Genomic DNA, 23809 nt, shown 5'->3' on the forward strand with positions numbered 1-23809 from the left:
AAACCTGCAAGAGACATCATCTCTTGCAGGTTTTTTGGGCATTACTTCTGGTCTTCTGTATTGCGTGTCAGCACTTTATCGATTAAGCCGTATTCTAAGGCTTCATCAGCTGATTTGAAGTTGTCGCGGTCTGTATCGCGCTCAATGACTTCAAGCGGCTGGCCGGTACGTTCAGCAAGCACTTTGTTTAATTTGTCGCGAAGCAAGAGAATGCGTTTTGCCGCGATTTCAATTTCTGTCGCCTGTCCTTGCGCTCCGCCAAGCGGCTGGTGAATCATAACTTCACTGTTAGGAAGCGCGTAACGTTTGCCTTTTTCTCCGGCTGCAAGTAAAAATGCTCCCATAGAAGCGGCCATACCGATGCAGATCGTGGATACTTTCGGTTTAATGAACTGCATTGTATCATAGATTGCCATACCGGCAGTGATTGATCCGCCAGGGCTGTTAATGTAAATGGAAATATCTTTTTCAGGGTCTTCCGCTTCAAGGAATAAAAGCTGTGACACGATGGAGTTCGCAACGTTGTCATCAATCGCAGATCCAAGCATGATAATACGGTCCTTCAAAAGACGGGAGTAAATGTCATAAGCTCTTTCTCCGCGGTTCGTTTGTTCAATGACTGTAGGTATTAAATTCATAATGCTCCTCCTTCACCTTTTAGGTAAGTATGTATTTACATGATACATTTTTGGTCAATAAAGGTCAAACAAAACGCTGACCAAAATGCCAACCTTTTCTTCTAACACCATTTTTCCCATAAAACAAAAAGTTCAAACAGCAAAGTGGAAATGAGGATGATCAGCACCGGCGCTTGAGAAAATGATATGGCCGGAGCGCTCAAAATAGACCGCAATCGCGTCGCTACGTACGGCTGAAGGGTCTGACTACGTTGTCCGCCCTTCCAAAAGCCGTACCGGCAAATACGTTTCCAGCGGCAAATCATCAAATTCGCCTTCAATTTCTTTTGCTAAAATCTCAATGGCTGTTTTGGAAATCAATTCAATCGGCTGCTGGATGGTTGCCAAGTCCGGCAGAACCGATTGAACGGTTTCAGTGCCGTCATAACCGATCACTTTTAATTGATTCGGGATGTCTATTCCCCGTTTTTTGGCCTCAGTCATCACGGCAGCCGCCATGATATCATCGCTGGCAAAAATTCCGTCGGTGTCAGGCTGTTCATCGAATAATGTTGAAATAATGTCATGGTAATGCTGATAAAAGGGTACTTCATATGTAATAGGCTTCCGTCCGTGTTCGTGCATGACGTCTTCGTATGCTTTTCTTCTGAGGTTTGCCGGTGTCTCGAGTTCAAGCGGGCCGTTGATATGGACGATGTGCCGGCACCCTTTTTCAATCAGCAGTTCTGCCGCCTTTTTTCCGCCGTCATAGTTGTCTGAGCCGACGACGGGGATCGTGTCCGATAAGTAATGATCAATGGCGACAATCGGCAGATTTTGCTTGTGATAATTGAGAATTCCCCGGTTGTAAGTCACGGCGATCACGCCGTCCACTTGGTTTCTTATCAGCATCTCCAAATATTTTTCTTCCTTATCCTTTCGATGTAAACTGTTGCAAAGCAGCAGTTTGTAGCCCATGGACGTACAAATGCTTTCAATATGAAAGGCGAGTTCGCCGAAAAACGGGTTGCTGGAGTTTGGGATGATAAGTCCTATTAAATTGGTTCGTTTTCGGAATAAAGAGCGGGCCAGATCGTTTGGAAAGTAATTGATTTCTTCCATCGCCTTGTACACTTTTTCTTTTGTTTTTTCGCTGATATAGCCGCGGTTATTTAATACCCGCGAAACGGTTGTAGATGAAACTCCCGCTATTTTCGCAACATCATGAATGTTAGGCTTCATTCCCGTGCCCTCCTGCTTACTGAAATGGCTTACAATTTCCGTCACGCACTTATTTTAGAGAATCAGGCTGACATGTGCAAGGACATTCCATGTTTCTGTTTTCATATAAAGAGGGTGTGTTTTGTTTGATTGAAATAATCAGAAAATTTTATGTCAACCGATTGACATATGAAACCGGTTGACATACAATTCTCTTTGAAAGCGCTTTATTTATGGAGTGAGGGGAAGTGACGGGTATGGAGAGATGGCTGGCGGCAATGAAGTGAAAGAATCAAGCAGCGATGTAAAGTAAGCGCTTACTCGGAGCTCGCATGTATGTGATGAAAATGAAGAAGGAAGTATGCGGCTCTAAAACGGCTATTAAAAGGCCCTATTAAAGGAGCGGTGCAAATGAAAAGCTCAAAAAGTCTGTATTGGAAACTGAGTGCTTATTTCTTCTTTTTCTTTTTTACTTGGTCTTCCAGCTATTCTTTATTTGCGATTTGGTTAGGGCAGGAAATCAATTTAAACGGATCAGCGACAGGCATTATCTTTTCTGTAAACGCCGTATTTGCCCTGTGCATGCAGCCTCTTTACGGTTTTATCTCTGACAAATTGGGGCTGAAGAAAAAGATATTGTTTATGATCAGCTGTCTTCTCATATTCACGGGTCCGTTTTATATCTTCGTCTATGGGCCGCTTTTACAATATAACGTCTTTCTTGGCGCCGTTGTCGGAGGCTTATATTTGGGAGCCGCTTTTTTGGCGGGGATAGGCGCGATTGAAACGTACATTGAAAAGGTCAGCCGTAAATATGATTTCGAGTATGGAAAATCTAGAATGTGGGGCTCGCTGGGCTGGGCGGCGGCTGCATTTTTTGCAGGTCAGCTTTTCAATATCAATCCCAATATCAACTTCTGGATCGCGTCTGTTTCAGCCGTCATATTAACGGCCATCATCATGTCTGTAAAAATAGAAATGACCGATCATGAGAAAAACAGAGCGGATTCGGTCCGGTTAAAAGATGTGGGGCGGCTCTTTTTACTAAGAGATTTCTGGTTTTTTATGATGTACATTATCGGGGTGACTTGCATTTACGGCGTATATGATCAGCAGTTCCCGATCTACTATGCGTCTTTGTTTCCTTCAGTGTCGACGGGTAACCAAGTATTCGGCTATCTTAATTCATTCCAAGTGTTTTTGGAGGCCGGCATGATGTTTCTTGCGCCTTTTATCGTCAATAAGTTCGGGGCGAAAAACAGTTTGATTTTAGCGGGGTTTTTAATGGCTTTCCGCATCGTCGGGTCGGGAATTGCAGTTGAGCCTGTAGGCATTTCATCAATGAAACTCATCCACGCACTGGAATTGCCGATTATGCTGATCGCTGTTTTTAAATATTTGGCTGCCAATTTTGATACGCGTCTGTCGTCCGTCCTTTATCTCGTCGGTTTTCAATTCGCATCTCAGGCAGGCGCGTCGATTCTGTCGCCGCTTGCGGGAGGATTATATGACAGTGCGGGGTTCCGTCAAACCTATCTCATCATGGGAATCGTCGTCTTCGGTTTTACCGTCATTTCCATATTTACTTTATTGGGCCCGAAACAAAACAGCAGGCGTGTCCAGCGTCTGCAAAAAATCGGATAGAGAGGATGTTACAAATGGATAGAATTCAGCAGGCGGAAGAAGCTTTGAAGGAAGCCGAGGGTAAAGTGAAACAAAGATATCGATTGGGGTACCATATTATGCCCCGGGCGAATTGGATCAATGATCCGAACGGACTTATTCAGTTTAAAGGAGAATACCACGTCTTTTTTCAGCATCATCCGTATGATGAGCATTGGGGGCCGATGCATTGGGGACATGTAAAAAGTAAAGATCTCATTCATTGGGAGCACCTGCCGGTTGCCTTAGCTCCGGGGGATGAATTCGACCAAAGCGGCTGTTTTTCGGGAAGCGCGGTCGATGATCATGGAAGATTGGCCCTCATCTATACAGGACATAATATAATTGATCAAGAGAAAGACCTATTCTATCAAACTCAAAATATCGCTGTCAGCCAAGATGGAACCGTGTTTGAAAAGCTTCAGGAAAACCCTGTTATTGCGGAACCGCCGGAAGACAGCGCCCGTCATTTCCGCGATCCGAAAGTATGGAAGCATCGCGATGTTTGGTATATGGTCATCGGCAACTCCTCAAAAGAAAACGTCGGACGGGTCGTTTTATACCGTTCACCTGATTTGCGTGATTGGGAATACGCGGGGGTTCTCGCCCAAAGTGACGGTAATCTCGGCTATATGTGGGAATGTCCTGATTTCTTTGAATTAGGCGGCAAACATGTCCTGCTGATTTCGCCCCAGGGGATCGAGGCGGACGGTGATTCCTATCAAAATTTACATCAAACCGGCTATTTAATCGGTGACTATCATGATGAAACAAACAAATTTACACACGGCGCTTTTAAAGAACTGGATCACGGCCATGACTTTTACGCCGTGCAAACATTATTAGATGATAAAGGACGCAGAATTGCCATCGGCTGGATGGATATGTGGGAATCTGAGATGCCGACAAAAGCGGACGGATGGTGCGGTGCACTGACTTTGCCGCGAGAACTGACTTTGCGTGATGATCATAAACTTTTGATGAATCCCGTGGAAGAAACCAAGCAGCTGCGGAAAATGGAATATCGGGAATGTGCCGGACGATCGGTTTCAGGGAGTTACTTGGCAAAGACGTCCGAAGACCTGCTTGAAGTCCGAGTCGTGTTTGATATAAACGATTCTGATGCCGAAACGGCAGGTTTTAAGATTCGCGGCCTTGACGAAGAAGAACTTGTGCTGACATACAATCTGACGGATAAAAAGCTGACACTTGATTGCACCAAGATGGGGAAAGCGAAAGACGGTGTGAGAAGGGTGCAGACGGATACAAACGGCAAGCTGGCGCTGCGTATCTTTATTGACAGATCCTCGATTGAAGTATTCGCCAATCATGGAGAAACAACGATGACAAGCCGTATCTATCCGAATGAAGGCAGATTGGGGATTGAGCTGTTTTCTGAGAAAGGCGCCGTAAAGGTTGAGGAATTCACCTATTGGACGTTAAAGGACATTTGGAAAAAAAGCTGAAACGTGCTTTTTCTGAAGTGGCTGGAAATGTACCGATCCGGGGGCAGTCCGCCTGAAATGGTTTTTTTGTGAAAATCAATGCCGTTATACGATGCAGGATTATGCTGCATGAGGAAGCTGCATAATCCTGTTGTTGCATTATCAAAAAAGAGTTGCTTTCTGTGCGTTTCTTTATTATAATATAAAGGTATCTGATTGAAAAAACGTGCGCTCGTAGCTCAGTTGGATAGAGCGGTGGTTTCCGGTACCACGTCTGTCGGGGGTTCGAATCCCTCCGAGCGCGTCTCAGTTAAGACGATAGGAAAAACCTCGCAGATGTTAAATCTGTGAGGTTTTTTATTTTATCTTGTTTTGAAACTGTTAACGAATGTGTCTCTGTTATGTTCGGTTCCGGCAATCAGCCGCGCACTTTCACTGATCCGCTGCGCGAGAGCTTTTTGCGCCTTGCCTTCAAAGCTGTTCAATAGTGCTGAATACACTTCATATAATTCATCTTTCAACGTATCCATTTCGAATGTCGGTTTCAGCGTTCGGCGCACTGTCTCCAATTTTGTCCCCGCTGCCTGCGTCATCCCTGTTTTCAGCATCTGCCGCTGCAGCATTTTCTTCATTGGATCGTCCTTGTGTTCTAAAAGTTCGTCTAATGTCGGCATTATGTATCCACCTCTATCATCTTAACCAGTTTGCGAGCATCTGGTCTTTTTTCTGAAATTCGTCTGCTATTTTATGTAAGAATCCGCCGATCTCTTCAAGGTCTGTGATCGCTGCCTGCAAAGAATCAATAAACGCCTGCTCAGCCTGAGTGTCATAAAAAATCGGGCCTTTATCGTAAGATAGCGCAATATCTTCAATGGTATTGGTCACGTCCTGTGCTTGAAGCTGATCATACAAGCCGTGTCCGACTTGGCCGTAAAATTCCGTTTTCAGCTCGGCGATTTTTTCATCGTGTTCTTGATAGGCGTTTTGCGCTTCTTTTTTCATCGTCCGCAAATCCTCAGTCATAGCCTGCACCTTTTCAGCCAGCTTCTTTGCGTTTGTCGGCGTTACTTTTATTGTATCTGCGCTTCCGATTGCACCGGCCGGCAGAAGAGCGCCGAGGTTTTTATCAAAGACTAATTCATCTCCGTTCGGATTTGCGATATTTCCGTTTCTGTCGAACACGAAATTTGCTTCGTTTAAGCCGTGTGTATCCGGATTTCTCAGAATGACGGTAGTGAAGAAATAAGCGAGATTTTTTCCGATCTGCTCGCTCAATTTCCCATCAAGCCGCTGCTTTCGGCTGAACTGTGAGAGAGAGGGGTTTTTCGTGTAAATCGTTGTCCCGTTGTGTCGGTCATATTCGTTCCAATAACCTGCCCCGACCATGTCGTCCGGATTGATAATTGACCGGATGTAAGGATCATATATGCCGCTGTTGATCTCTTTCTGTGTTTCTTCATCGTGCAGCTTCACGACGGAAGGACTGTTAAACGCGACGGCATACACATCATTATTCACCGCGCTGTATTCGGCCTCAGCGCCGCCGAGTGAATGGCCGGTTGTTGAAATAATCGTTGACGTTCCGGCATACTTTTTCTTTACGCTGCGTACCAGCTGATCGGCTTGATCAATTTGCGATGTTTTCGTCATCAGCTTATACTTTCCGGTTGTGAGCATGGCGTCTTGAGAAGGTGTGCCGTTATATTTTCCGAGTGTTTTAGACGTATCCTTCGCGTCCTTTTCAACGATATAATGAGCTTCTTTTTTGGGGTCGCTTCCAAAAACAATGTTCCCGCCGTCCGCTTTTACGCCGTCATTGATCGGGTCTTTTGCGATATCAGTTCCCGCAAAGGCGACGACCACGTTTTCGGGGTTTTTTGATTTTATCCATTTACCGTTTTTGGACTTGATGCCTTTTGAGAATACAAAGGCATCAAGACCCGTATCAGAATCCTGCTTCACTTTCTCAACGTACCAATATGACGTCTTACTTATTTTATAAGGAGTTTTATATTTCATATGCAGGGCTAACATTTTATAATGGTAAGCTGCTTGACTCAAACGGTAATATTCTTTATCTGTGACATTAGAGACGGTTATTTCTTTTCCTTTTGGCATATATACATCACCTTTCTTATATTGTAAAATAGTTCCGAAAGGATGATACGCATGAGAAAATACATTATTATCCTAATTGTTATAATTATAGCAGTGGGAGGGTTTTTCGTGAAGCGTCAATATGATAAACATAAAAACGAAGAAAAACTTGTGATTGAGGCGCAAGAGCACATGAAGAATTACTTAAAAAAAGACTATAAAAATGTAAAGGAAGTTCATTTTTCAAAAGACTACAATATCGATCCGACAGGCGGAGTTGAAGTTTCAGGCTACATAAATAATAATAAAGAAAAAGAATTTTCCGGTATATATGATCCAACGAACAAGGAGATAGGTATTTCAGTGGTCAATGCCGAAGAAAGGTAAAATACCCACATCAGGGATGAGTGGGTATTTATTTTGTTTAATTATCTTACAAAATTCGTGATATGTTTCTCATACAGTTCAAACCTATTCCTGAGACCAATCGCCTCTACCGTCTCATTTGTCGAGGTATCTCCGATATTAACGGTACAAATATCATGATAACTCAACGATAGGAAAAACGTCAGATCAGCATTTCACTCGCTTTAAGTTCCAATCTTAACTTGTCAGCAACAATCGCGATGAATTCTGAATTGGTTAGCTTTGCTTTTGACATGCTGAAAGTATATTCATATCAAGTTTTCGCTCATTTCGTTTACTTAAGAACGACAGTTATTTATAGGAAAGGGTTGATTTCCAAATGAAAAAGAAAAAGTACATAATTATCCTTATTTTAATAATTATAGCAGTGGGGGGACTTTTTATGAAGCATCAGTATGATCGAAAGGAAAAAGAGATTGCGTTATTCGAAGAAGCCCAGAATCATATGAAAAAGTTTTTAACAACGAACTATAAAAATGTGAAAGATATCCATTTTTCTGAGGATTACTATATTAACCCAATGGGCGGTATTAGTGTTAAGGGTTATACTAATGGAAAAAAAGAGTTTGAAGGTCTATATGACCCAGGCAATAAAGAAATATTGTCATATACGGTTGATGCCGAACCAAAAGAAGAATGTAAAGATAAGCTTTGTACAAGATAAATTAGCCCGCTCAATCGAGCTGGGCTAATTTTGTTGTATTGCTCTTCCTCTAATCTCCTGGACATAAAACAAATTTTTCATAGGTACATTTTTTAATCCTCTGTTAATAATGAATAGTGTTGTGATATCATATCTTGTATTTGTTTTAAATCTGCTTATCATAACCTCAGTTGAACCAACTAAATCAGCCAATTCCTTCTGGCTTTGAATTCCCTTCTCCTTCATTAAATCTAGATCTGACTATAAACTTTTTTAGAAGTTCACACACCCTTTAGGCTAGTCTAACTAACGCTTATATAAAAGTAATCTCGATCACTGATATTTGATACATTGATGTTTTTTAGACATGTACAACACTCTGAGGTTAATGTAAATTTAATTTAAGAAAGGATGAGTCTGTGAAGAAATACATGATTGTCCTGATATTTGTAATAACTATAGCGTCAGGAAGTATCTACATGAAGTACCAACATGATAAAAAAGAAGCAGAACAAGAACTTTTTATCCAAGCGAAAAATAAAATGGAAAGCTTTATAAAAGCTAATTACAAAAATATAAAGCAAATTACATACATTAACGATTATAAAATAAATCCTATGGGTGGTATTTCCGTGAAGGGATACTTGAATGGTAATAAGGAAAAAGAATTTTTCGGACTTTATGACAAAACGAATGATGAAATAGGAGTTTCGTCAGTCGATGCGGAAGAGAAACCCGAATGTCAGGAAAAAGAATGTGAATACTAAAAAAGACGCTGGAATAAAGAAGTACTCTGGAATGCCGCTTATATGATCCTCTGTGGACACTGAAGAAAAATCTTAAGACGCCTAAATGCACCGGATGTCACCGGTCATTTTTTCCAGTCCGCGAGCTTCATCATAACTCATGAGACGGATGATTCTGTGAAAAAAAACATTATTATCTTCATGGTTATTTTTATAGCAGCCGGATGTTTTATAATGAAGAGTATGAATGATAAAAATGTTCAGGCTGAAGAGATAAAGATTGCTCAAGAACGAATGGATAAATTTACCAAATTGAATTATGAAGGAATACATAACGTTACATTTAAAGATAAATACGAAATAGATCCAATGGGCGGGATAGAGGTATTTGGCTATTACAACGGTGATACATCGAATAAATTCGATGGTACTTACGATAAGGCAAATGACAAGATCATGGGGCACTCAATAGACGCTGTAAGAAAGAAAGAATGCAGAGATAAAGATTGCGATTACTAAGAAGACGCTCGTCTGGCATTTTTTATATATGAGCATAATGAAAAAGACAAGGGTTTCGGCATGTGCCGCCCTTGTCTTTTTTATTGAACACTGTAAAACATAACCGGAAACAGCTCATTATTTGACAGTCCATTTTAACAGCGTTACAATTAAACGTGTAAATAGTTACATGTTCAAGTAAACATAATAACTCGGGAGGTGATACGTCTTGAAGGAACCTTCTTTAAAAAAAGTGATGTCTCTGCAGATTGAAGTGGATGAACCGATCGTTGCGGGGCAGACTGGATTAGGGAAAAGGCAGTTGATTCCGATACGGGGCGGAACGGTCAGCGGCGCCGTAAAGGGACGTGTTCTTCCGGGCGGGGCAGATGCCCAGATCATCCGTCCGAACGGCCGGGTTGATCTTTCTGCCAGATATGCGCTGGAGACGGAGGAGCATGAAGTCATCTATGTAGAGAACAACGGCATCCGCCAAGTCAGTGAACCGTTCCGCCAACAGGCTGCAGAGGGGCGCATCATTGAACCCGAGCACGTGTATTTCCGCACTGTGCCTGTGTTTGAAACAAGCAGTGAGGCATATCAGTTTCTGCAGGACCGGCTGTTTATCGGGGCTGCGGTCAGATTGCCGGATGACATTCGGTTAGATATTTATGAAGTTCAATAATAATATGGAGAGTGAGTCAACATGGAAAACTTTATCGGAAGCCATATGATTTACACGTATGAAAACGGCTGGGAGTATGAAATCTATATTAAAAATGATCATACGATCGACTATCGGATTCATAGCGGAATGGTAGGCGGCCGCTGGGTGCGCGATCAGGAAGTGAATATCGTCAAGCTGACAGAAGGCGTATACAAAGTGTCATGGACTGAACCGACAGGCACAGACGTTTCCTTAAACTTTATGCCGAATGAAAAACGGATGCACGGAATTATTTTCTTCCCGAAATGGGTGCATGAGCATCCGGAAATCACGGTGTGCTACCAAAATGATTACATTGACGTGATGAAAGAGTCACGTGAGAAATATGAAACATACCCGAAATATGTCGTTCCCGAGTTTGCGGATATTACGTATCTCAACAATGCGGGAATCAATAACGAAACATTGATTTCAGAAGCGCCGTACGAAGGAATGACCGATGATATTCGCGCAGGAAAATTAAAATAAGAGAAAAAACCCGGCAGCTTGTCCGGGTTTTTTTGTATCCTTTTACGACAGGGTTTTGGTCATGATAAAGTCGACTTGTTTATCATCCCCCATATAAAAAGAGTGTTCTCCGGTTTGGACAAACCCCATTTTTTGATAAAAGGCGATTGCATTTTCGTTTTTTTCCCATACGCCCAGCCAGATGTTCTTTTTATTGTATGCTGTTGCGATTTTCACAGCTTCATTCAGCAGATATTTGCCAAGCCCGTGTTTCTGATGGTTTTTTCTTATATAAATTCTCTCAATCTCAAGAGAATCTTCACCCATTTTTTCTGACTGTGCTTCGTTCATGTTGACTTTTACATACCCCGCAAGGTCATCATGATAATAAACAAAATAGAATTGAGAAGACAGATTGGATAATTCCTTTTTCAGCTGTTCAGAGCGGAATGCATTTTCCAAATAAGCTTTCATATTTTCAGGTGAATTTTGATCCTTAAATGTATCATTGAATGTTTCAATGCTTATCTCCCGGAGCTCTGTAATATCGTTAAGGCTGCACTTTTTTAATTGAATACTCATGGTCATACAGCTCCTTTCTTCATTTATCATATCAGCTGATTTTTTGTTGTATTTGCAATGAAAATACCGTATAGTAAACATACCGTAATTTTGTTGTATTTGCAACATAAAATAAGAAAATGAGGACGATAAAGTGAAATATGTTTTTTATGTTTTAGGAATCATGATCTTGACCTTTGGTATTTCTGTCACGATTCAATCAGATCTTGGAACGTCGCCTTTTGATGCGCTTATTGTGGGATTGTCCGTCCATGCAGGGCTTACCGTGGGAAGCTGGGAAATCATCATCGCTTTCCTGTTAATTTGCTGTAATTCAATGTTAAAAAGGCAAAGGCCGGAATTTTCAGGGATGATTACGGCGTTTATAACGGGAATCGGGATTGATATGTGGCTTTTTTTTCTGCATCGAGTCATAACGCCTGAACTATGGTACGGAAAAGCGGGCTGTTTTGCAATCGGTTTAGTTGTGATAGGGATAGGAACCGCAACCTATCTGCACACAAATTTCGCCCCGATCCCGGTTGATCGGTTAACGCTAATTGTCCGCGATTTAACCGGGAGAAGCATCTTTTTTTCAAGAACGGTCATTTACTTCATATTTTTCATACTGGCCGTGATGCTAAAAGGTCCGGTAGGCATCGGAACGTTATTAACCGTTTGTTTAGGCGGGATCATCCTTCATTTCTTTATGCCGATTACCGGAAGATGGATAGACGGCATATTAACAGCATCTCCAAAGCAGGAAGAAACGAAAACCCGGTAGCAGGGGTTTTTATCCGGTTCTATCATTTTTCATTTCATCCGCATGTTCAAGGTATAATAAAAAAGGGGGAGGGATTTTTATGAGCGGTCAAAGAAAGCTCGTTTTTTACGGAGCTGTCAGCGCAGATGGCTATCTTGCGCGGGAAAATCACTCTTTAGATTGGTTAATCGGAACTGAAGGTGAAGACGGCACCGATTATGAAGCTTTCTATGAATCTGTCGATACGATCATCATGGGCAGAAAAACATACGAAGAAATATTGGTTTTATTGCCTGAGGAATTTCCGTACAAAGGTAAAGAATGCTATGTGTTTTCGCGGACATTGACCGGGTGCACTGAACATGTGCGGTTTATTCATGAAGAGCCTGCCGATTTTATAAAAGCATTGAAACGCCAAGAAGGCAAGCGGATTTGGATTGTCGGCGGGAGTGATCTGCTGCACCCGGTTTTGGAGGAAAAACTTGTCGATGAGTTTATCATTCAGATCGCCCCCGTTCTGCTCGGCCGCGGAATTTCTTTGTTCAAACCCGGAGACCGGGAGACAGGGCTGAAGCTGACTGATGTCAGGCGCTATAAGCAATTTGCGGAGTTGCATTATGAAGTGAGATGAAATGAAGTGTATGAAAGAAACCCAGTAAAGGTTACCGGGTTTCTTTTTCATGTTTGTTTTTATGTTTTGAAATGGTGTGGGCCGGCCCGCATGAAAACCCTGCAACCATGATAACAACCCCTATCCACCTCACAGCATAGAAATCAGTGTCGCGCAGGAAGATAAATGAAACTAAGGTCATAAGCGCCCCAATTATAACGGCAGCTGTGCCGATAATACTTGATTTCTCCATATAAAAACTCCTTTATGAATGTTTGTTTAACTTATTGGGTTAGAATATAACATATCAGGGGTAATGTGGAAACGGATATTCTGCGATGTCTGAAGTAAGATGAAAACGAAACGCCAAGGGAGCCGGCTCCCTTGGCGTTTTTTATGCTTGAAACAGGATGCGGCGTTTTGCTGCATCGGGATCACTTTCGACAGCGGTATCCGTGTTGAAAAGCAAAGTTTCGCGTGAATCGGTTTCATATTCAGGCCAATTGAAGTGAGAGGTGTTCGGGTTTCCGGTTTTTGCAAAAGCGAGCCATGCGGATTGGATTTGTTTGGAAAGCTGTTCTGCGTCGTCACCGAGCGGTTCTTGCAGCGTCTTTCTCAAAGAATCAAAGTTTCCGAACACAAACGGCAATTCCAGAGCGTGAACGGCTTTATGAAACGGCGGTGTTTCGCCATGCCAATCAAAGCGGTACATCCAGACCGGTGCATGCTGGGACTGTCCTTGTGCGAAAGCGACAGCCGGCCGCCAGAAAATCAGATCCGTCATCATATCGATTTGTCCCTTTAATGAATGCGGATATAAATCTGCCGCTTGCTCGGTGCAGTTTTCTCCGAGGTGATAATGCAAATAATCTTGCTGCTTTTTCTCGGAATGAATATCTGTATCAGGGGTGAAAAACAAATATGCTTCATCACGATTGGTTCCGATAATCATAGGTATGCCTTCTGCGGCCCCGTCTGCTATGGCTTTCACCGGTTCCGCAGGCAATGTGGCCGGATCGATGGCGGGCTGAAACAAAAGCTGGAAAATGTTTTGATCTAGTGAGCGCCGCACTTTATCCGCAGTCTTAAGCAGGTCATTAACGGAAAGCTCCTGCAATTGATCAGTGCCGGCTTCATGAATAAATGCCGCCGCGATGTCTTTTGCCATGTCCGCCGGGATCGTATGAGAGGCGCCGCTTTCTAAAATGGCTTTATGAAACAGGCCTTTTGCGTCAGGCATTGCCATAAGGGAGGCGATGCTCATGCCGCCTGCCGATTCACCAAATATCGTGACGTTATCCGGGTCTCCTCCGAATTCGGAGATATTGTCCTTCACCCAGCGCAGCGCGGCGATCTGATCGAGCAGCCCGATATTGGAGGAATACGCGTCATGAATAGAAGACAAATGTAAAAAGCCTAACGGTCCGAGCCTGTAATTGAGTGTCACTACAATGACATCTCCGTCAGCGGCAAGGGCAGATCCGTCGTAAAGCGGTTCGCTTCCGGCACCTAAATAAAATGCCCCGCCGTGTATCCATACCATGACAGGCTTTTTTTCGCCCTCTGAATCGGGGGCGAAAACATTGAGGTAAAGGCAATCTTCAGATTGAGCCGGTATATCTCCGGAAAACGATATAGACAGCATATCATCCGGCTGCGGACAAATCGGCCCGAACGAGTCGGCATGTTTTACGCCGTCCCAAGGTGCGGGCGGCTCCGGCGCTTTAAATCTGAGCTCTCCGACGGGCGGCTTCGCGTACGGTATGCCCTTCCATGTGCGGACGCCGCGGCCGGCAGTTCCTTTCAGTGCGCCGAAGCGGGTTTGAACGGTAAGTTTTGTCATCATTTCATCCCCTTTTTTCTTTTCATTATAAACAGAGATGAAGACATGAAGCGAATAAAAGCCTTTTCATCAGCATATCATTAGTAACGCTTCCGTTCTAAAAATGATCTGACTTCCTGAACGGACAAGCCGAGTTCTTTGGCTTCCTGCATCAGCGCTTTCCATTCCTCAATGTTGGATTCAGTCAGTTTTCTGTTGCGGTAGGGTGCGGGCTCCGGGCGTTTTTCAGTCAGTTTGTTCGTAAAGGTGAACAGTTCTTCTTTCGGCATGCCTGACTGCACGGCCTGCACAAGGTGGATGCGCCACTCATCTTCCGTGTCTCCCATGTGATGCAGCATCGTTTCGGCATCAAAAAGCTCCGTCAGATCGACCTGCAGGGTGGCGGATACTTTTTTCAGAAACTGGATGGACGGATTTGAGTGAACCCCCCGTTCTATCTTGCTTAAATAAGATTTAGAGACACCTGCTTCAACTGCTAGCTGATTAATAGAGTAGCCTTTTCTTCTGCGGTATAAACGAATTATTCTTCCAATCATTGTGCTGAATTCTCCCCTGTATACTGGCATTTTTTTTGTTCATTATAAGAAATTTTTCGTTCTTTATAAAATTTAAAATTATAAGGTAAGTGCAGTAAATAAGAGGAAAATCATGATAATGTTCTCTAAAAAGAACCAAATGGCTTAATTTGAAATTTTCAAATTTCGACCTTTTCTTTTATAATCCAATCATTAACAGAAGGGGGCGTTTAAGCCTGATGCAATAAGGATGAGGCTGTAATTACATGAATGAGAATATGAGTTTTAAAGAATTATTTGACATTATTAAACACAGACTTTTACTGATTTTTATCATGACAGCAGTTGTAACGCTGGTGACGGGATACATCCAATTCCGGGTGATTTCGCCCGTTTATCAGTCATCGACCCAAGTGCTCATTCATGAAACAAGCGGTGAAAAAAATTCGAATCTCAGCGACGTTCAGCTGAATCTTCATTACAACAATACGTTTCAAACGATAATGAAAAGCCCGGTAGTGCTTGAGAAAGTGAAACAGACGCTGCATCTTTCTGAGACGGCATCCGCTTTAAAAGCAAAGATCACGACAAGCAGCGAAACCGATTCAGAGATCATTACCGTAGCGGTGCAGGACGAGAACCCGAAACAGGCCGCCGCTATAGCGAACACGCTGATGAAGACATTTAAAAAAGAAGTCCGTGACAGGATGAATATAAAAGGCGTCATTGTTTTGTCTGAGGCAAAAGCATCGGAAAGCCCGATGGTCAAGCCTTCGCGCATCAGGAATATCATGATGGCGTTCGGTGCGGCGCTCATGGCGGGTGTGACGCTTGCGTTTTTTCTCCATTTTCTTGATGAAACCGTTAAAAGCGAGCGGCAGCTCAGCGAAAAAACAGACTTGCCTGTTTTAGGGGTTGTGTATGACATCAAAAATCAGCAGACACGGTCTGATGAAAAACATTTCGGGGAGTGAGGCGTTTGGGATTCAGAAAAAAGAAATCAAGAAGGGGACTGGCTCAAATATCCGTTTTACATCACAAATCATTGGTGGCTGAACAATACCGCACCATTCGGACAAATATTGAGTTCTCCTCTGTTCAGACCCATTTGCGCTCTATTCTCGTCACTTCTTCCGTTCCGGGAGAAGGAAAATCATTCAGCGCCGCCAACCTTGCCGCGGTATTTGCGCAGCAGGAAAAAAAGGTGCTGCTCGTCGATGCGGATTTACGAAAACCGACGATACACGAGACCTATCAGCTTGAAAATGTACAAGGCCTGACGAATGTGTTAGTCGGAAACGCTTCCCTCGGCGAAACGGTGCAAAAAACGCTGATTGACAACCTCTATGTCTTAACGAGCGGGCCGACGCCGCCGAATCCGGCTGAGCTTTTATCTTCAAAGGCGATGGGAGAGCTGATTCAGGAGATGTACAGCCGGTACAGTCTGGTTATTTTCGATTCACCTCCGCTTTTGGCGGTGGCGGACGGACAGATTTTAGCGAACCAGACAGATGGAAGCGTTCTCGTCGTCTTGAGCGGAAAAACGAAAATGGATACCGTCCAAAAAGCGAGAGACGCGCTCCAGCAGTCAAAGGCAAAGCTTTTGGGGGCGCTGCTGAATAAAAAGAAAATCAAAAAAACGGAGCACTACTCGTATTGAGCGGTGCAGGTGATGTCTCCTTACCTTTATCAACGGAGGCACTCGGCTCTGCTGTGGGCGGCGTTTTTCGCTGCCTTAGATGCTGGTCGTCGGTGGCGGGGTGTGAGGACGGGTTAAATGCCCAATTTATCTTAAGATGATGCATTGTTATCGGCTTAGCTGTTATGTCTGTTTTTTTACGAAAACCGTATCAGCTAAACCGATAAATGAGGAGGGGAAAGATTGACTTACCGGAGAAGACTTTCAATGATTTTTGCATTGGATACGTATCTCGTTTTACTTTCCGTTGTTATAGGATATCAATTTTTTGAGGATTCTTATCACTTTTATGACTCCGGAGCGTTGCTGCTGACTGCCGTGAGCATGCTGATCAGCCATCATGTATGCGCTTTTATGTTTCACCAGTATAAGCAGGTATGGACGTACACGGGAATAGGCGAGCTGCTTGATCTGCTGAAGGGGATCACGCTGTCCGCAGCTGTGACAGCCGCCGTCCAATACGGGGTGTTCCACACGATTTTGTTCCGGCTGTTGGCCGTCAGCTGGATGGTTCAGCTATTGTTCATCGGAGGAAGCCGGATGATTTCACGGGTGCTGAAAGAAACGATCGGCAGGAAGCAAAATGACTCTTCCCGGGCGCTGATCATCGGCGCAGGTGCGGGAGGGACGCTGCTCGTCCGTCAGCTTACCCAGAAAAACGATCTCGGAATCATGCCTGTGGCTTTTATTGATGATGATCAGACGAAGCATAAGCTCGAAATCATGGGCCTGCCCGTCATCGGCGGAAAAGAAAGCATTATGCCGGCGGTGCAGAGGCTGAGAATTCACCATATTATCATCGCCATTCCGTCTCTTTGCACCCATGAGCTTCAGACGTTATACAAAGAATGTGTGCAGACGGGCGCCCATATTAAAATCATGCCGCAATTTGATGAGATCCTGCTCGGAACGCAGGCTGCCGGACACATCAGGGATGTAAAAGCCGAAGATCTGCTCGGCAGAAAGCCGGTCACCCTTGATACGAGCAAAATTTCTGACAGCATCAAGGGAAAAACGATTCTGGTCACGGGCGCCGGCGGCTCAATCGGTTCTGAGATCTGCCGCCAGATCAGCGCGTTTCTTCCGCGGGAAATCGTCCTTCTCGGCCACGGGGAGAACAGCATTCATTCCGTACATACCGAGCTGTCCGCACGCTTCGGCAAAGAGGTGCTCTTTCACGCGGAGATCGCCGATATTCAGGACAGAGATAAAATCTTTACTTTGATGAAAAAATACGAGCCGCACGTCGTCTATCATGCGGCTGCCCATAAACATGTGCCGTTAATGGAACATAATCCGGAAGAAGCCGTTAAAAACAACATCATCGGCACGAAAAATGTCGCCGAAGCCGCCGACATGTGCGGAACGGAAACATTCGTGCTGATTTCTTCTGACAAAGCGGTCAATCCGGCCAATGTCATGGGCGCGACGAAACGGTTTGCGGAAATGGTCATCATGAACCTCGGAAAGATCAGCCGCACCAAATTCGCCGCCGTCCGTTTCGGAAATGTGCTCGGAAGCCGCGGCAGCGTCATTCCGATTTTCAAAAAGCAGATTGAAAAAGGCGGACCCGTCACCGTCACGCATCCGGCGATGACAAGATATTTTATGACGATCCCCGAAGCGTCAAGACTCGTCATTCAGGCGGGGGCGCTTGCAAAAGGGCGGCAGATTTTCGTTCTGGATATGGGAGAACCCGTCAAAATCGTCGATCTGGCCAAAAACCTGATTCATTTATCAGGCTATACGACAGAACAGATTCCCATCGAATTCTCCGGCATCCGTCCGGGAGAAAAGATGTATGAAGAATTGCTGAATCATAATGAAGTACATACGGAGCAGATTTTTCCGAAAATCCATATCGGGAAAGCGGTGGACGGGAATTGGGCCGTGCTCATCCGTTTTATGGAGGAATTCAGCCGTCTGCCTGAAGAAGAGCTGAGAAAAAGGCTGTTTGAGGCGATCGAATCAGTACATGAAGAAGCGGCCGCAGGCGTGTGATGGGAGGACAGAAAGATGACGAAAAAAGTATTATTCTGCGCCACAGTCGATTATCATTTTAAAGCCTTTCATCTTCCGTATTTTCAATGGTTTCAGGATATGGGCTGGGAGGTGCACGTCGCGGCAGGCGGCAATATGAATCTTCCGTTCGTTGATGAAAAGTTTTCCATTCCGATCCGGCGCTCGCCGTTTCATCCCGAAAATCTTTCTGTTTACAGGCGTCTGAAACGGCTCATTCAGGACAACGGCTACGACATGATTCACTGTCATACGCCGGTCGGCGGCGTGCTTGCACGCCTTGCGGCGAGACAAGCGCGCCAAAAAGGGACAAAGGTGCTGTACACCGCGCACGGCTTTCACTTCTGCGACGGAGCGCCTCTGAAAAACTGGCTTCTTTATTACCCGATCGAAAAATTTCTTTCTTCTTATACGGATTGTCTGATTACGATTAATGAAGAGGATTACGAACGGGCCAAGCAAATGAAAAAAACAGATTGCAGCGCGAAAAAAATACACGGCATCGGGGTGAATACAGACAGGTTTCGCCCTGTGAGCCGGGAAGAGAGTGAACGTCTGAGAGAAAAACACGGCTTCGGCGCCGGGGAATTTATTCTCGTATACCCCGCTGAATTAAACGGCAATAAAAACCAGGGACTTCTCATTGAGACTGCGGCACTGCTGAAGAACCGCATCCCGGAGCTGAAACTCGTATTTGCCGGAGAAGGCGCGATGGAAGAGCCGTACAGAAAAAAGGCTGAATCACTCGGTGTATCCGACATGGTGCGGTTTTACGGTTTTTGCCGCGATATTCATGAACTGATTCAGCTTGCTGATCTGTCTGTCGCCTCAAGCATCCGCGAAGGACTCGGCATGAATCTGCTTGAAGGAATGGCTGCCGAAAAGCCCGCCGTTGCCGCGGACAACAGGGGGCACCGCGAGATCATCGAAGACGGCGTGAACGGTTTTCTCGTGCCGGCCGGGGACAGCGCGGCGTTTGCCGATCGGATTGAAAAGCTGTACCGCTCCCCGGGGCTGCGAAAAGCAATGGGACAAGAAGGGCGCAGGACGGCGGAATGTTTTTCAGAAACACGTACGGTAAAGGAAATGGCGAACATTTACGCCGGTTATATGGATAAAAAGGAGAAAAGCGTATGAATGCAGGAGCACAACCGAAAATTTCCGTCATCATGGGAATTTATAATTGCGAAGAGACTTTAGCGGAGAGTATTGAATCCATCCTGAGCCAATCGTATAAGAATTGGGAACTGATCATGTGTGATGACGCGTCAACTGACGGAACGTATCAGATTGCGCGCCGTTACGCGGATCATTACGGCGACCGGATTACGCTGATTCAAAATAAGACAAATCAACGGCTTGCCGCTTCGCTTAACCGCTGTCTGACATACGCAACGGGGGATTATATCGCCAGGCAGGACGGTGATGACATCTCCAACCCGAGGAGACTGGAAAAACAGGCCGCTTTCTTAAACAAGCACGCCCACTATCAAGTCGTAGGCACGGGCATGCTCGTATTTGACGAATTCGGTGTAAGGGGCGCCCGGCTTTTGCCGCCCGTGCCGAAACCGGGAATTATGGCGAAAGGCACACCGTTCTGCCACGGCACCATTATGATGCGGGCTGAAGCGTACAAAGCGCTTGGCGGCTACCGGTCAGTCAGGCGGACGCGGCGGATGGAGGATATCGATTTGTGGCTGCGCTTTTTTGAAGCGGGTTTCCGGGGGTACAATCTCCAAGAAACGCTGTATAAAGTCAGAGAGGACAGTGATGCGTTTAAGAGGAGATCGTTTACGTATTCCATTGATAATGCGGTGCTCGTTTTTCAGGCGTGCAGACGGCTGAAGCTGCCGCTTTCCCATTACGCGTATATCGCAAAACCGCTCATCCGCGCCATTACGCCGCCCGCGGTCATGAACCGTTATCATAAAAACAGGGACATCCGCCAAAAAGAAGGGCTTGTCGAACATGACTGACAAACCGATACGGGTGCTGCACATCTTCAGCGGGATGAACAGGGGCGGCGCAGAAACGATGATGATGAATTTGTACCGGAAGATGGACAGAACGAAGGTGCAGTTTGATTTTTTAACCCATAGGAACGATCCGTGCGCTTATGATGAGGAAATTCTCGCTCTCGGCGGACGGCTTTTTTATGTGCCGAGCATCGGCAGCACAAACCCGATTACATTTGTAAAACAGGTCAAGCGGGTGATTCAGGAAAAAGGCCCGTTTGCCGCCGTGCACGCCCATACCGATTTTCAGTCGGGATTCATCGCGCTTGCCGCTCGTTTAGCCGGCGTCCCGGTGCGGATCTGCCATTCGCACAGTACGTCGTGGCGGGGGCGGGCGTCGCGGCTTGCCGGGATGCAGCTGTTTGTTTTCAGACGGCTGATTACGGCAAACGCCACGGCACTGTGCGCCTGCGGAAAAGACGCAGGCCGTTTCTTATTCGGGAAAGAAAAAGACGTGCATCTTTTGCCGAACGGCATTGATCTCGATTTATTTGCCGGCGGGTGCGCGGACACAGAAGCAGAAAAAAGGAAGCGGGGCATTGCAGGCGGCCGTTTGGTGATCGGCCATATCGGCCGCTTTACAGAAGAAAAAAACCACGAATTTCTGCTCCGGCTGGCCGCTGATATGAAAGAGCGGGGCATCGGTTTACAGCTGATTCTCGCCGGAGACGGTCCGCTTCGCACCGACATGGAAAATCTGGCGGCGAAGCTGGGGCTTGATGATGATGTGCGTTTTATCGGCATAGAAGACCGCGTTCATGCCCTGCTGAAAACGCTGGATGTATTTGTCATGCCGTCTCTTTATGAAGGGCTGCCCGTCACGCTCGTTGAAGCGCAGGCCTCCGGGGTGCCGTGCGTGATATCAGACGGCATAACGGAAGAAGCCGATGCCGGGCTCGGGCTGGTCAAAAGGCTCAGCCTTAAAGAACCGCCCCGACAATGGACAACAGCGGTTTTACGGGCAGCAGAGGCGGCAAAGCCTGACGGGGCGCGCATTAAAGAAACCCTCAGACGGCAGGGATATGACGCGGGAGAAAATGCGGGGGCTGTTATGAAGCTTTACAATATGAATTGGAAAAAGGAACAGTAACGAATGATTGTATACGTAGTCAATATGGGAATTGTGTATATTTGGTCATGGTTCGCGAAAATGTGCGGCGGGCGTGATCAATCGCTTTCGACCGGATACCGGCCGAATCAGCTCGTCATGATCGTTCCGCTGCTATCGCTCGTATTGGTCTCCGGCTTGCGCTACAGAGTCGGGACTGATTTTCAGACGTACGCGCTGATGTACAAGCTGGCGGGAAATTACGGCAGCATTTGGGAGATCTTCGGGTTCGGAGCGAAAAAAGCAGCCGTTGATCCGGGGTTTACGGCTCTCATCTGGCTCATGAATTTTATCACGAAAGATCCGCAAATCATGTATTTCACCGTGGCGGTCGTGACGTGCAGCTTTATTTTAAAGGGGCTCGTTGAGTTCGGCCGTCCGTTTGAGCTGAGTGTGTTTTTGTTTTTGGGCACGTATCACTATTATGCTTCCTTTAACGGGATCAGACAGTATATGGTGGCGGCCGTTTTGTTTTGGGCCGTCCGCTACGTGATCAGCGGAAGCTGGAAGCGTTATATGTCAATCGTGCTGCTGTGTTCGCTTTTTCATTCTTCAGCGCTGATTATGATTCCGGTTTATTTTCTCGTCAGAAAAAGAGCCTGGTCGCCCGCGATTTTCGGACTGTCGGCATTGTTTCTTCTTATGACGTTTCTGTATCAGAAGTTCATTTCGCTGTTTGTCGTCGTGCTGGAAAACAGCTCGTACGGCCATTATGAGAAATGGCTGATGACCAATACGAACGGGATGAACGTCGTAAAAATCGCGGTGCTGCTTCTGCCGCTGTTTTTGGCTTTCTGCTATCGGGAGCGGCTGCGGAAGTTCTGGCCCGACATTGATGTCATCGTGAATTTCTGTCTGCTCGGCCTGCTCTTCGGTCTTTTGGCGACAAAGGATGTTATTTTTGCCCGGTTTAATATATATTTCGGCCTGTACCAAATGATCCTGATCCCTTATTTTGTGAGGATTTTTGATGAAAAATCAAATGCGCTGATTTATATCGCCATTATTGTCTGTTATTTTCTTTACAGTTACTTGCTTATGCCGGTCGATTCGTCTGTGCTTCCGTACAGAACGATTTTTTCCCGGTAATGGACACTGGAGGTTTATATGGAAACACCCGCGGTCAGTTTATTAATTGCTGTGTATAATACGGAAACTTATTTAGAAAGATGCTTAGATTCATTGCTCAATCAGTCGCTCGCCAATATCGAAATCGTGGCCGTTAATGACGGGTCAACGGATCAAAGCCCGGCGATTCTTGAAACCTATCAGAAGCGGGATGAGAGAATCAGGGTCATTCATCAGCAAAACCGGGGGCTCGGCGCGGTCCGCAACAGGGGAATCGAGGCGGCGCGCGGCGAATTTATCGCTTTTATTGATGCGGACGACTGGGTTGAACCTGATTATTGCCTCAGCATGTATGAAAAAGCGAAGGCTGATCAGGCGGATCTCGTGATTTGCGAATATGCGGCCGAATTCGCGGATACGGGGAAAACCGCCGTTTCAACGATCGCTTCAGCGTACGCGGGCCGCCCGAAACAACGGTACCTGAAAGATTTATTTGAAGGAAGAGTCAGCGGTTTTTCATGGAACAAGCTGTACAAAAGAACCATAATCGAGCATCATCAGCTGCGCTTTCCGCTTCGTGATGAGCTGGAGCACGTGGAGGATCAGTACTTCAGCCTCAGGGCGCATGTTTTCGCAGGTGCGGTCTCGTACGTGGATCAGCCGCTCTATCATTATCGGATTCACTTGACTTCCATTGTGCAAAGCTATCAGAAAAAGCTGTTTGACTCAGGTCTCGTTCTCTATCGGCTGAACGAGGCTTTTTTGCGTGAAAACGGCTGCTTACAGGAATACCGGCAGGAGCTGGATTTTTTCATCGTTCAGCACGGAACAGTCTGCCTGCTGAATGAATGGAAGCGGAATAACGGCGGCCGGTTTTCTGAGAAGTGGAAGAATATCAGCCGGATATGCGCTGATCCCGTGTTTCGCCTGAGCCTTTCCAAAACCGGAACGGCGCCGTTTGACGCCAAACGCTCATGCCTTCTGCTTTTGGCGAAGCTGAAGCTGATTCCGTTCGTGTCGCTGGCATCAGCCGCGTATCAGCGGGCAATTGAGTACAAAATGAAAATCAGAGGGTGAAG

Annotated in this window: 26 protein-coding genes, 1 tRNA gene and 1 pseudogene; 19 read left to right on the plus strand and 9 right to left on the minus strand. The window is 45.6% G+C overall.

All coding sequences use genetic code 11. The features are described from left to right. Nucleotides 1–41: 41 nt before the first annotated feature. Together clpP and K3G25_RS16625 are read right to left on the minus strand one after the other, a co-directional pair. Complete coding sequence (gene clpP / locus K3G25_RS16620) at nt 42–638, minus strand: ATP-dependent Clp endopeptidase proteolytic subunit ClpP (protein ID WP_003151513.1); 597 nt, start codon at nt 636–638, stop codon at nt 42–44. Nucleotides 639–884: 246 nt separating this feature from the next. Beyond that, complete coding sequence (locus K3G25_RS16625) at nt 885–1859, minus strand: LacI family DNA-binding transcriptional regulator (protein ID WP_029325818.1); 975 nt, start codon at nt 1857–1859, stop codon at nt 885–887. A gap of 390 nt (nt 1860–2249) precedes the next feature. Here K3G25_RS16625 and K3G25_RS16630 point away from each other — a divergent pair, with 390 nt between their 5' ends. From K3G25_RS16630 to K3G25_RS16640, 3 genes are all read left to right on the plus strand, one after another. After that, entirely contained in the window at nt 2250–3482 is a 1233-nt protein-coding gene (locus K3G25_RS16630; protein ID WP_007613980.1) for an MFS transporter, read from the plus strand. 14 nt (nt 3483–3496) lie between these two features. Further along, nucleotides 3497–4966: a glycoside hydrolase family 32 protein gene (locus tag K3G25_RS16635; protein ID WP_014418948.1), complete on the plus strand. Its 1470-nt coding sequence runs from the start codon at nt 3497–3499 to the stop codon at nt 4964–4966. A 207-nt stretch (nt 4967–5173) separates the two neighbouring features. Further along, nucleotides 5174–5249, plus strand: a tRNA-Arg gene (locus K3G25_RS16640). A 58-nt stretch (nt 5250–5307) separates the two neighbouring features. Here K3G25_RS16640 and K3G25_RS16645 read toward each other — a convergent pair. Then, nucleotides 5308–5619, minus strand: a complete 312-nt coding sequence (locus tag K3G25_RS16645; RefSeq protein WP_007407407.1) for a hypothetical protein — start codon at nt 5617–5619, stop codon at nt 5308–5310. A 16-nt stretch (nt 5620–5635) separates the two neighbouring features. Next, nucleotides 5636–7063, minus strand: a complete 1428-nt coding sequence (locus K3G25_RS16650) for a lipase (RefSeq protein ID WP_232489420.1) — start codon at nt 7061–7063, stop codon at nt 5636–5638. 51 nt (nt 7064–7114) lie between these two features. Between K3G25_RS16650 and K3G25_RS16655 the strand changes: the two genes are divergently transcribed. Then, nucleotides 7115–7429 carry a DUF1433 domain-containing protein gene (locus tag K3G25_RS16655; RefSeq protein WP_014418946.1) on the plus strand — a complete coding sequence of 105 codons (315 nt, stop codon included), beginning with the start codon at nt 7115–7117 and terminating at the stop codon, nt 7427–7429. A 181-nt stretch (nt 7430–7610) separates the two neighbouring features. On the opposite strand, the pseudogene K3G25_RS16660 reads toward K3G25_RS16655, so the two are convergent. Further along, a pseudogene (locus K3G25_RS16660) lies at nt 7611–7721 on the minus strand (sporulation transcription factor Spo0A); the annotation flags it as partial. 66 nt (nt 7722–7787) lie between these two features. Between K3G25_RS16660 and K3G25_RS16665 the strand changes: the two are divergent. The 5 genes from K3G25_RS16665 to K3G25_RS16690 all read left to right on the plus strand — a co-directional run bounded on the left by K3G25_RS16665 (nt 7788) and on the right by K3G25_RS16690 (nt 10550). Then, nucleotides 7788–8132 carry a DUF1433 domain-containing protein gene (locus K3G25_RS16665; protein ID WP_060674026.1) on the plus strand — a complete coding sequence of 115 codons (345 nt, stop codon included), beginning with the start codon at nt 7788–7790 and terminating at the stop codon, nt 8130–8132. Between the two features lie 458 nt (nt 8133–8590). After that, the gene (locus K3G25_RS16675; RefSeq protein WP_025649313.1) at nt 8591–8878 is read left to right on the plus strand and encodes a DUF1433 domain-containing protein; all 288 of its coding nucleotides are present in this window, start codon (nt 8591–8593) and stop codon (nt 8876–8878) included. A 213-nt stretch (nt 8879–9091) separates the two neighbouring features. Further along, nucleotides 9092–9376: a DUF1433 domain-containing protein gene (locus K3G25_RS16680; protein WP_160183218.1), complete on the plus strand. Its 285-nt coding sequence runs from the start codon at nt 9092–9094 to the stop codon at nt 9374–9376. Between the two features lie 208 nt (nt 9377–9584). Continuing rightward, nucleotides 9585–10040, plus strand: a complete 456-nt coding sequence (locus K3G25_RS16685; protein WP_029973544.1) for a DUF3237 domain-containing protein — start codon at nt 9585–9587, stop codon at nt 10038–10040. Nucleotides 10041–10061: 21 nt separating this feature from the next. Beyond that, a complete protein-coding gene (locus K3G25_RS16690; RefSeq protein ID WP_014305882.1) occupies nt 10062–10550 on the plus strand; it encodes a phenolic acid decarboxylase in 489 nt (162 codons plus the stop codon). A gap of 42 nt (nt 10551–10592) precedes the next feature. Here K3G25_RS16690 and K3G25_RS16695 read toward each other — a convergent pair whose 3' ends face one another. Continuing rightward, complete coding sequence (locus K3G25_RS16695; protein WP_029973545.1) at nt 10593–11111, minus strand: spermidine/spermine N(1)-acetyltransferase; 519 nt, start codon at nt 11109–11111, stop codon at nt 10593–10595. Between the two features lie 133 nt (nt 11112–11244). Here K3G25_RS16695 and K3G25_RS16700 point away from each other — a divergent pair, with 133 nt between their 5' ends. Together K3G25_RS16700 and K3G25_RS16705 are read left to right on the plus strand one after the other, a co-directional pair. After that, entirely contained in the window at nt 11245–11874 is a 630-nt protein-coding gene (locus tag K3G25_RS16700; protein ID WP_014305880.1) for a YczE/YyaS/YitT family protein, read from the plus strand. 79 nt (nt 11875–11953) lie between these two features. Beyond that, the gene (locus K3G25_RS16705) at nt 11954–12484 is read left to right on the plus strand and encodes a dihydrofolate reductase family protein (protein ID WP_017418861.1); all 531 of its coding nucleotides are present in this window, start codon (nt 11954–11956) and stop codon (nt 12482–12484) included. Nucleotides 12485–12515: 31 nt separating this feature from the next. Here the strand turns inward: K3G25_RS16705 and K3G25_RS16710 are convergent, their stop codons facing one another. The 3 genes from K3G25_RS16710 to slrR all read right to left on the minus strand — a co-directional run bounded on the left by K3G25_RS16710 (nt 12516) and on the right by slrR (nt 14842). Beyond that, nucleotides 12516–12716: a hypothetical protein gene (locus K3G25_RS16710; RefSeq protein ID WP_014418938.1), complete on the minus strand. Its 201-nt coding sequence runs from the start codon at nt 12714–12716 to the stop codon at nt 12516–12518. Between the two features lie 141 nt (nt 12717–12857). After that, on the minus strand, nt 12858–14306 hold the full coding sequence (locus tag K3G25_RS16715; RefSeq protein WP_072177062.1) for a carboxylesterase/lipase family protein: 1449 nt from the start codon (nt 14304–14306) through the stop codon (nt 12858–12860). A gap of 80 nt (nt 14307–14386) precedes the next feature. Continuing rightward, the gene (gene slrR, locus K3G25_RS16720) at nt 14387–14842 is read right to left on the minus strand and encodes an HTH-type transcriptional regulator SlrR (RefSeq protein WP_007407395.1); all 456 of its coding nucleotides are present in this window, start codon (nt 14840–14842) and stop codon (nt 14387–14389) included. A 245-nt stretch (nt 14843–15087) separates the two neighbouring features. Here slrR and K3G25_RS16725 point away from each other — a divergent pair, with 245 nt between their 5' ends. The 8 genes from K3G25_RS16725 to K3G25_RS16760 all read left to right on the plus strand — a co-directional run bounded on the left by K3G25_RS16725 (nt 15088) and on the right by K3G25_RS16760 (nt 23807). Beyond that, complete coding sequence (locus K3G25_RS16725; protein WP_007613932.1) at nt 15088–15795, plus strand: YveK family protein; 708 nt, start codon at nt 15088–15090, stop codon at nt 15793–15795. Between the two features lie 5 nt (nt 15796–15800). Beyond that, on the plus strand, nt 15801–16481 hold the full coding sequence (locus tag K3G25_RS16730) for a protein tyrosine kinase EpsB (protein WP_007407393.1): 681 nt from the start codon (nt 15801–15803) through the stop codon (nt 16479–16481). Between the two features lie 222 nt (nt 16482–16703). After that, nucleotides 16704–18521, plus strand: coding sequence for a polysaccharide biosynthesis protein (locus tag K3G25_RS16735; protein ID WP_021495233.1), 1818 nt, complete (start codon nt 16704–16706; stop codon nt 18519–18521). A 15-nt stretch (nt 18522–18536) separates the two neighbouring features. Continuing rightward, on the plus strand, nt 18537–19676 hold the full coding sequence (locus tag K3G25_RS16740; RefSeq protein WP_014418934.1) for a glycosyltransferase family 4 protein: 1140 nt from the start codon (nt 18537–18539) through the stop codon (nt 19674–19676). Beyond that, the gene (locus K3G25_RS16745; RefSeq protein ID WP_232489421.1) at nt 19673–20515 is read left to right on the plus strand and encodes a glycosyltransferase EpsE; all 843 of its coding nucleotides are present in this window, start codon (nt 19673–19675) and stop codon (nt 20513–20515) included. Before K3G25_RS16740 ends, K3G25_RS16745 begins: the two co-directional genes overlap by 4 nt. Then, nucleotides 20508–21644 carry a glycosyltransferase family 1 protein gene (locus K3G25_RS16750; protein ID WP_232489422.1) on the plus strand — a complete coding sequence of 379 codons (1137 nt, stop codon included), beginning with the start codon at nt 20508–20510 and terminating at the stop codon, nt 21642–21644. The genes K3G25_RS16745 and K3G25_RS16750 overlap by 8 nt, the downstream gene beginning before the upstream one ends. A gap of 3 nt (nt 21645–21647) precedes the next feature. Beyond that, on the plus strand, nt 21648–22751 hold the full coding sequence (locus K3G25_RS16755) for a biofilm exopolysaccharide biosynthesis protein EpsG (RefSeq protein ID WP_174747328.1): 1104 nt from the start codon (nt 21648–21650) through the stop codon (nt 22749–22751). An 18-nt stretch (nt 22752–22769) separates the two neighbouring features. Beyond that, the gene (locus K3G25_RS16760) at nt 22770–23807 is read left to right on the plus strand and encodes a glycosyltransferase family 2 protein (protein WP_017418868.1); all 1038 of its coding nucleotides are present in this window, start codon (nt 22770–22772) and stop codon (nt 23805–23807) included. The last annotated feature ends 2 nt before the right edge of the window (nt 23808–23809 follow it).

It is taken from the genome of Bacillus sp. FCW2 (assembly GCF_021228595.1).
GTDB lineage: Bacteria > Bacillota > Bacilli > Bacillales > Bacillaceae > Bacillus > Bacillus velezensis.